Raw genomic sequence first — 8,056 nt, 5'->3', positions numbered from 1 at the left:
ACGCAACTGGCGTCTGCGTCTTGCGGGGACGCAGCCTGCAAGCGTTTCGTCGCCGGCGAGGGCGAGCACGGGGCAGGCGGCATGGGCGGTCGGCCAATCCATCTCGGGATGCGTCATCGCAAGGGAGAGGCTGTCCTGCGGCAAGTCCGACAAGATCCATTGCGCCCACCCGATCGAGAGGATCGACTCGGCGACAATGTCGACGACCTCGGCTTCGCTCCCAGGGACAGCCAGAATGTCCAGATAATCGCTGAGCGAAATGCCGACCGGAAGCAGCTTCGAACCGGATATCCCATGCTCAAGGTAGAATGGCGCCAGCCCGACCAGATCGTCGCCACGCCAGACCGCGACCGTCGCCAGTTCACCAGGTGCGAATGCGTGCCACCACGGCACCAGCCAGGCGGGAGATTGAAACGGAGTCGCCGAGGGACTCTGCTGCCACAGTTTCCACCAGTGCGGCGTCAAGGCGTCCAATTGTGTGAGGTCACCGATGATTTCGCTGCGCAGCACAGTTTAGCTCACGGCGTCGCCGCGAAGCGCCGGCGACCAGTGCCAAGCCGTGCCAGCGCTTGATAGGCGTCCATGTAAGACGAGATCATGCGTTCCAGCGAAAACCGCCGTCGCGCTTCGGCCCTGCATGTCTCGGCATCCAAGCTGGGCGCCGCAAGAATGGCTTGGGCCATCTCGTCGACCGTATCGACGAGAAAGCCCGTCCTGCCGTGCTCTATGACATCGGGAAGCGCACCATTTGGAAAGGCGACCACCGGGGTACCGCAGGCGAGGGCCTCCATGGCCACAAGCGAGCTGGTCTCGGCTGCGAGACTCGGAATGACCAGACAGCGCGCCGCATTGAGAATGCGTCGCTTGGCGGTGAAGCCGAGAGGGCCAAGGAAGCGGCGGCGGCCATCGAGGCGAGGTTGGACCTCATCGCGAAAGTACCGCGTATGCGTTTCATAGGGATAGACCTTGCCGCCGATGACCAGCGGCACATCTGCCTGTTTGGCTGCGTCGAGCGCCAGGTGGACGCCCTTTTCCGGACAAACCCGGCTTAGAACAAGGGCAAAGCCGCGCTTCGACTGCAGCAGGGTCAGTGCTTCGATGTCAACGCCGTTCGGAATCGGCGCCGTCAGCCGGGCGTCTGATGGCGCGGTTTTCTGCTGGGTGGGCGAGACCGCATGGAGCCAGAGATCACCGCGCGTGGGGCGCAATGCCGCGGCCGGATACCAATCCAATGGCAGGTGGAGGGTCACCAAGGTCGGACCATCGTCGGGCAGATAAGCGTCGAAATCTATGCCGTGCAGATGAACCACGTCGATGGGCCATCGGGCACGGGCAGCCGCGATCGCCTCGCGATGGGCCTGTTGCGCGCGGCTCTTCGCCGCCTCGTCGAGTACGCCGTTTTCGGCCGGTATTTCCACAAGCGTGCCGCTCGTTCTGGAGCCTCGGCAGCCAATGACGATAGATCGATGACCGGCCTGAACCAGTGCCCGATCGAGCATCGACAGAACCTGTTCGGCACCGCCGACAGCGTCGGGGCCGACGGGCGCGAGAGGGTAGGCGACATTGAGGACGGTGAGTGTCTCGCCTGGGCGCGTCTCGTTGCCCTGCGCCGTATCTCCACCTGTCAACGGCGTCGCGAAGTCCTGCATCTGATGCATGGGCAGCATGACATTTCACGCGGCCGAGGCCCGCTGCGTGGGGAGCGAGGCGGATGTCATGCCAGGCGCATAGCGGCGGATCATGGTTGAACAGAATTCAGCGAACTCCTCCGGCACCAGGGGCGGGCTGGTGTGGTGGGGCATCATTCCGCGGTGCTGAGGTGTGAAGCAGAAGGTGACCGTCACATCGAAATCGGCGAGTGCTTCCATCTGCCGGTCGAACCAGTCCAGCGCATTCGGCCGAAAACTGTCCGCCCAGGAAAGCCCGGTACGCATATTGGTGACACCCAGCCGCTTCATCCAGGCGACGGCATCGTCCAGCCGCGGGTCTTCGAAATGAAACCACTGCACCAGGCCCATTGCGGGTGTATGGCGCAGGAATTCCTCCAGCGCGGGCTTTGGCGTGCCGTCCTGGCGTAGCAGCCCCATATGGAAATGACGATAGTAAGAGGAGCCCTCGGCTTCGCGGTGACGCGTCGTTGCTTCCCATTCACGCGGAAGATCGTAGAGGCTGTACCACTGGATGCGTGGCGCATTGCCGAGCAGCAATTCAGCTGTGCGCTTGAGCCCCCAGACTTGGATTTCCTCGGCGCCGAAGGTCGATACGCCGACTTCGCTGACCCAGATGGGAAGATCGGTGACGGTCGCGATCTCGCCGATCTTCTGCGGCCATTCCTGGATCTGCCACAGATTCCAGTCGAGGGGAAAGCCGTGCACGGCGACGGCATCGACATGATCCAGCACGCCGAATTCCTTCATGCGGGTGATGAACCCCGGATCTATTGGCGAGATGCCACCGAGCACTTTGGTCAAAGCCGGGTTTTCAGATGCGATTGCGTCCGCCGCCAGGATTGCCATCCCGGCGAAGCGGCTCCAATCGGGGTCGAGCTCGGGATCCCAATGCGATTTGTTATTGGGCTCGTTCCAGATCATCGCGGCTTCAATCATGGCGCTGTCCTTTCGAGGGGTAGACGGGACCCCCACTGGCCGCGTCGCCGGCGGCGCGGCAGAAATAGACCTCCTGTTCGGGGTGCAGAACGATCTCGAAACCGGCGCTGCGCAGCATCGCTTCGGTGCAGGCGCGGTTGGGTATCCACCAGTTGGTCGGGTCATCGGCATAGCGGTGCTCGATGAAATGGAGCTTGGGAAATTCCGGCCGGTCGAACAGGTCATGCGTCCAGAAATGATAGTTCTCTTCCATCTCGGGCAGATCTGTGCTGCCGCGCTGCATGGACTGGAAGATCATCAGGTCACCGGCGACGTGCTCACGGATAAGGTCGAGCGCGAGCAAGGGGTGGCGCAGGTGATAAAGCACCCCCATGAACAGCACGACATCGAACGTTTCACTCAGGGCGCCGACGTCGTAGACCGAAAGTTTCTGGAATTCGATCTCGCAATCGGCGATCTCGGCGGCAAAGCGGGCCTGCGCCAGATAGGCCTCATCGAAATCGATGCCGAGGACACGGGCAGCACCTCGCCGTTTCATCTCGATGGAATAGAAACCGGCATTGCAACCAATATCCAACACCGTCTTGCCTGTCAGATCGGCGGGAATGGCCTCCGCGAATTTTCGCCATTTTATTCGCGGGTAATTGCCGAGGAAATGGTTGGGGGCGGGTTCGACACCCGCCAGTTCCATGTTGTGGAACCATGGGCCGAGAGCATCGATACGTCGGCGGATTTCGGCATGGGAATGCAGCATGATCAGGCTCCTTCGCCGGGAACGACAGGCACATGCGAACGGGCACCTGGCATAATCGTGGCGGGTTGGTGACGGACGGGTGCGGCGCCGTCCTCGAGCAGCCGCAGAGCCGTGCGATAGCCGTTGAACGTGCCGACATCGACATAGGCCGACCCAGCCTTGACGCCGGAGGCTTGACCTCCGGCCGCAAGGTAGGCGTTGACCAACGTGCCGATATATTCGTCACGGCATTCCCGTTCACGCCAGAGTGCCGCAAGCTGATGCAGGATCTGGCCCGGCATCTTGAACGCACCCCAAACCCAGTTCGTGGCGGCGTCCTGTTGCTTGACCTGGATTTCGATCACGCGCTCGTGGTCATCGACAACGACGGCGTCGAAGAATTCCGGACGATCCACCGGGAAGAGCAGAAATGAAAGCTGATCGTCAGGCAAATGACAGAAGCCGTCCTCGGGAAACCAGATCGTGTCGGGAAGGCCGACCAGGACGACCTCATCGGACGCGACGAGAGGCGCTGCCCGAAAAATCGCATCGCAAAGTCCAACGGGATTGGGCTGCACCACGAAGAGAGCCGCGGCGTCACCATAGCCGACAGCGTAATATTCGAGGATGTCGGATTTGCCCGATCCAATGATGAAACAGATCTTGTCGACACCAGCGTGCACCATCCGCCGCACCAGATACTCGCTCACGGCGCAGGGACGCTCGGTCTGTCCATCGATCCGGCTGCCGACCGGCAGCAGCTCTTTCGAGAAGCCGAGCGGTTGAATGCGGCTGCCGCGCCCGGCAGCGGGCACAATGCCCAACATCAGACTGCTTCCATCATCGGTTCGCCGGGAGATCTTTGAAAGGCGTCGTTTAGAATCTGGTCCAGCTCCGCCGCGCGCCGGCCAGAGGTGTGTTCGTCGAGAACCCGTTGGCGCGCACGGGTTTTGATAGCATCGAGTTCTCCTGCGGGTAAGGCGAGCGCCGCGACCACGTCATCGGTGTCGTGGGCCAGCAGGATCTCGCTGCCGGGTTCGAAGAAGCTGCTTAGGCCCGGCCATGTGTCGGTTACGATAGGCGCTCCACATGCCGCTGCTTCGAACAACCGGCCCGAAGGGCACCAGCCCTTTTGCGCCATCGCCTCGCGGGTCACATTCAGTGTCAGACGAGAGGATGAGAAAAACGCCGGGTGATCGGCCGGCGGAAGGTGCCTGACGAAGAAGATGTTGTCGCTCCACGGGAATTCCTGCGGATATTGTGCGCCGCCGATGATGAAGCGCTGGTCCGCCAAGCGCGCAGCTGGGCGAACCAGCAGATTCTCGACGGCCGCCTGGCGATCGGGCGCGTAGGTTCCGAGATAGGAGAGATCGGCCTTGAACTCGGCCCGCGGCGTAGCCGCCCGGTGTTGATCCGGATCGACATGCCCATAGAGCGGCACCACGTGACGCGCGCCCAGAACCGCCTTCAGCGCGTCGACCGCCGAGCCGCCTGTGTAGCTCAGGACGAGGTCGAAATCGGCAAGACCCTCGGGGCCGAAATAGGGTGGACGCTCACCTTGTTCGATGCGGGCAAGCGTGACCGGAGTGTCCAGATCGTAGAAGACCCGCAGTCCGCGCCCTGCCTGCTGCGCCAGCCGCGAGGCGTCCACGGCATCGGGACAATAAGAGGTGACGATAACGACATCCGATCGTTTGATCGTTTGCTCCGCGACCCGGCGGATATCCTCCCAGTCCGGATAGAGCACGATGTTGCCGCCGTCCAGATGATCAACATCGCGCGTTCCGGCATAGTAGGGTGTGTCGCGTTCGAAGAAGGTGATGGACCAGCCGCGCCGGGCGAGGGCTCTGATCAGTCCCCTCCATAAGGTGGCATGGCCGTTACCCCATGAAGACGTGACGGTAAGACCGAAAATGACCATCTGCATCCGGCAAATCCTCGTCAGGCAACTTCGTTCAATCGGATCAGCTTCGCCCCCCAGTCGCCCGACACGATCGTGGTGATCGAGGCGGGATCGATGTCGAAGCGAAAGCAGTCGCCGGCCGGCAAGCCAAGGACTTTGCAGACGGCGGCCTTGATCACATCGGCGTGGCTGACCAGGGCGACACACTGATTCTGATGCTGCTCGTGGACAGCGTTCATCACCGCGACGACGCGCTGCTGGACATCCAGCATGGTTTCGCCGTTTGGTGTCCTGGCCTCCTGCCGCTGGTCGTTCCAGGCTCGCCAGCCGGCGTTGCCGCTCAACTCATCGAAGGTCTTTCCCGACCAGTCGCCGAAGTCGATCTCGTCGAGTTCGGCACAGATCGCGATTTCCCCGACGCCGCAGGCGAACGCGATTGGCAGGGCCGTCTCCCGGGTCCGCTCGCGCGGGCTGCACAAGATCGCTGCAATCGGCTCCCGGGCCATGCGGCAGCCAAGCTGCGTTGCCTGCGCCTTACCAGCATCCCCGAGGCAAACGCCGTCCATACGGCCTGCCAGATAGGAGCCGACATTGTCGTGTGCCGCATGGCGGATCAGAAAGAAGGTCGTCGTCATTCCGCGGCATCGAGCAAAGGCTCGTCCTTGCCTGCGATAAAAGCGAGCGTGCGCTGCCGCGCTTCGGCGTCGGTGAACTGTTCGGGAGGCGACTTCATGAAATAACTGCAGGGACCGGTCAGCGCTCCGGCCATGCCGCGATCGAGCGCCAGCTTGGCGCAGCGTACCGCATCGATCACCACGCCGGCCGAGTTTGGAGAATCCCAGACTTCCAGCTTGAGCTCGGCATTGAGCGGCACGCCGCCGAAAGTCGTGCCTTCCACCCTTATATAGGCCCACTTGCGATCGGTCAGCCACGGTACGTGGTCGCTGGGCCCAACGTGGATATTGCCTGGCTCCAGGGGAACATCGAACTGGCTGGCCACGGACTGTGTCTTCGAGATTTTCTTCGATTCCAGCCGCTCGCGTTCCAGCATGTTGAGAAAATCGGTGTTGCCGCCGAAATTCAGCTGATAGGTGCGGTCGATGCGTACGCCGCGTTCGCGGAAGAGATTGGCCAGCAGCCGGTGCACGATGGTCGCGCCGACCTGGCTCTTGATATCGTCGCCGACCAGCGGCAGTCCTCGCTGCTCAAAGCGCCGGCGCCATTCCGGGCGTGAGGCGATGAAAACTGGTATGCAATTGACGAAGGCGCAGCCGGCCTCGAGTGCGCATTCGGCATAGAAGCAAGTTGCCTCCTCAGAACCCACCGGCAGGTAGGAAACCAGCACGTCAGCGTTGCTGTCGCGCAGGATCTCGCTGACATTGGCAACCGGCTCCGGAGCTTCTTCAATCTCGTCGCGCAGATATTTGCCGATCCCGTCCAACGTCGGCCCGCGCTCGACGCGAATGCCGGTTGTCAGCGCGTCGGCGAAGCGGAACGTGTTGTTCGGGGCGGCATAGATCGCTTCCGCGACGTCGCGGCCAACCTTGCTCCTGGCGACATCGAATGCGCAGACAATCTCGATGTCGTCGACATGGTAGCCGCCAAGGTCGGCATGCATCAGCCCAGGGATTGGTTCGTTGCTTTTCGCGTTACGATAAAACGAGAGGCCCTGCACCAGGGAGGATGCGCAGTTGCCGACCCCAACGATACCAACACGAACCTTTTTCGATCCCACGAAACCGCCACCCTATGTTGTTCAAAGGTAAGTTCCTGGCGCCGAACCATCAGCGTGCCGGAATGTTCCTCCGCCCATCGAAAAATTGCGCGAGACTGCATGGATCGAAGCTGCATTCGATGCGTTGCCGCACGGCAACATTGGAAAACCGATCGATGATCGTCTACGGCGACCACAGGCAGACCGAGAGCGCAGAGCAGCTTCGGGAAGCAGCAAACGAAATGGCCGAAAGCCTGGATCGGATGTCTCATGGCGTCCAACGCCATGCTGCATTGGTCGGACTATTCATCAGCGTGTCGGAGCTGGTTCAGGCGCTTGCCGATGTCGATTTCCAAACCAGCGGCATCGACATCTTTTCGCCGCGACAACAGCAAGGCGCCAAGTTGTTGGTCGGACTCGCGGCAGAGGTGGCGAAGTCGTGGCAAAGCGGTTTCGGCGTCGGCGGTGGCATCGATCCGGGACTTCTCAAACAGCTGGCCGGGCTCGACTGCAAGGCCGAGGTTGTGACCGGCTCTGCCGAGGGTTATGCGCACTATGCGCTTTATCCCGAAAGCTATTTGGACGCGGCGCAGAAGTCGGGTCTCGATGCGAACACATGCGTGATCGGCGTCCGCAGCATCGGCCTCGGGCTGGCAGCTATGGTGGCGGCCTCGATTGGTGCGCCGGCACCATTCAGCGTTCGCCCGATCGGCCATCCCTTCCGCAGGTATATCAACGCCGATCCGCAGTCGATCGCCACTTGGATGAACAATCCATCGGCGCGTTTCGCCGTTGTCGACGAGGGTCCTGGCCTGTCCGGCAGTTCGATGCATGCCGTTATCGTGTGGCTGCGTGAACTGGGTATCGATACGGACCGCATTCACCTGTTTCCCAGCCATTCAGGCGGCCCGGGCATCGAAGCGTCGCGGGAGGCTCGGGAGACATGGTCGCGCTGTCCGAAGCATGTGGCGACGGCGTTTGAATGCACCTTCTCCGAAAGCTCGAAAATCCCCACGTTGCGCGATTGGGTGGCCGAGGCGGTCGGCAGGCCGGAATTAGGCCTGACCGAGCTATCTGGCGGCGAGTGGCGGGCCCCCCCC

7 protein-coding genes and 2 pseudogenes are annotated in these 8,056 nt (G+C 61.9%); 1 reads left to right on the top strand and 8 read right to left on the bottom strand.

Annotated elements, in window-relative coordinates; all coding sequences use genetic code 11:
• The 8 genes and pseudogenes from EN906_RS14850 to EN906_RS14815 form a co-directional block, all read right to left on the bottom strand.
• Positions 1–510 (bottom strand): annotated as a pseudogene (locus EN906_RS14850) (glycosyl transferase); the annotation flags it as partial.
• A gap of 8 nt (positions 511–518) precedes the next feature.
• Complete coding sequence (locus tag EN906_RS14845) at positions 519–1,667, bottom strand: glycosyltransferase (RefSeq protein WP_127269612.1); 1,149 nt, start codon at positions 1,665–1,667, stop codon at positions 519–521.
• A gap of 6 nt (positions 1,668–1,673) precedes the next feature.
• The gene (locus EN906_RS14840) at positions 1,674–2,606 is read right to left on the bottom strand and encodes a beta-xylosidase (protein WP_127269611.1); all 933 of its coding nucleotides are present in this window, start codon (positions 2,604–2,606) and stop codon (positions 1,674–1,676) included.
• The gene (locus EN906_RS14835) at positions 2,599–3,360 is read right to left on the bottom strand and encodes a TIGR04290 family methyltransferase (RefSeq protein ID WP_127375237.1); all 762 of its coding nucleotides are present in this window, start codon (positions 3,358–3,360) and stop codon (positions 2,599–2,601) included. The genes EN906_RS14840 and EN906_RS14835 overlap by 8 nt, the downstream gene beginning before the upstream one ends.
• Before the next feature lie 2 nt (positions 3,361–3,362).
• On the bottom strand, positions 3,363–4,166 hold the full coding sequence (locus EN906_RS14830; protein WP_127375236.1) for a sugar phosphate nucleotidyltransferase: 804 nt from the start codon (positions 4,164–4,166) through the stop codon (positions 3,363–3,365).
• On the bottom strand, positions 4,166–5,266 hold the full coding sequence (locus EN906_RS14825; protein ID WP_127375235.1) for a glycosyltransferase: 1,101 nt from the start codon (positions 5,264–5,266) through the stop codon (positions 4,166–4,168). The genes EN906_RS14830 and EN906_RS14825 overlap by 1 nt, the downstream gene beginning before the upstream one ends.
• Positions 5,267–5,280: 14 nt before the next feature.
• A complete protein-coding gene (locus EN906_RS14820; RefSeq protein WP_127270579.1) occupies positions 5,281–5,877 on the bottom strand; it encodes a histidine phosphatase family protein in 597 nt (198 codons plus the stop codon).
• Positions 5,874–6,977: an inositol-3-phosphate synthase gene (locus EN906_RS14815; RefSeq protein WP_127270577.1), complete on the bottom strand. Its 1,104-nt coding sequence runs from the start codon at positions 6,975–6,977 to the stop codon at positions 5,874–5,876. The genes EN906_RS14820 and EN906_RS14815 overlap by 4 nt, the downstream gene beginning before the upstream one ends.
• A 155-nt stretch (positions 6,978–7,132) precedes the next feature.
• On the opposite strand from EN906_RS14815, the pseudogene EN906_RS14810 reads away from it, so the two are divergent.
• A pseudogene (locus tag EN906_RS14810) lies at positions 7,133–8,056 on the top strand (hypothetical protein); the annotation flags it as partial.

The sequence above is a fragment of the Mesorhizobium sp. M7A.F.Ca.CA.004.06.1.1 genome (genome assembly GCF_003999135.1).
GTDB lineage: Bacteria > Pseudomonadota > Alphaproteobacteria > Rhizobiales > Rhizobiaceae > Mesorhizobium.
This window is presented reverse-complemented; position numbering and strand designations above follow the sequence as displayed.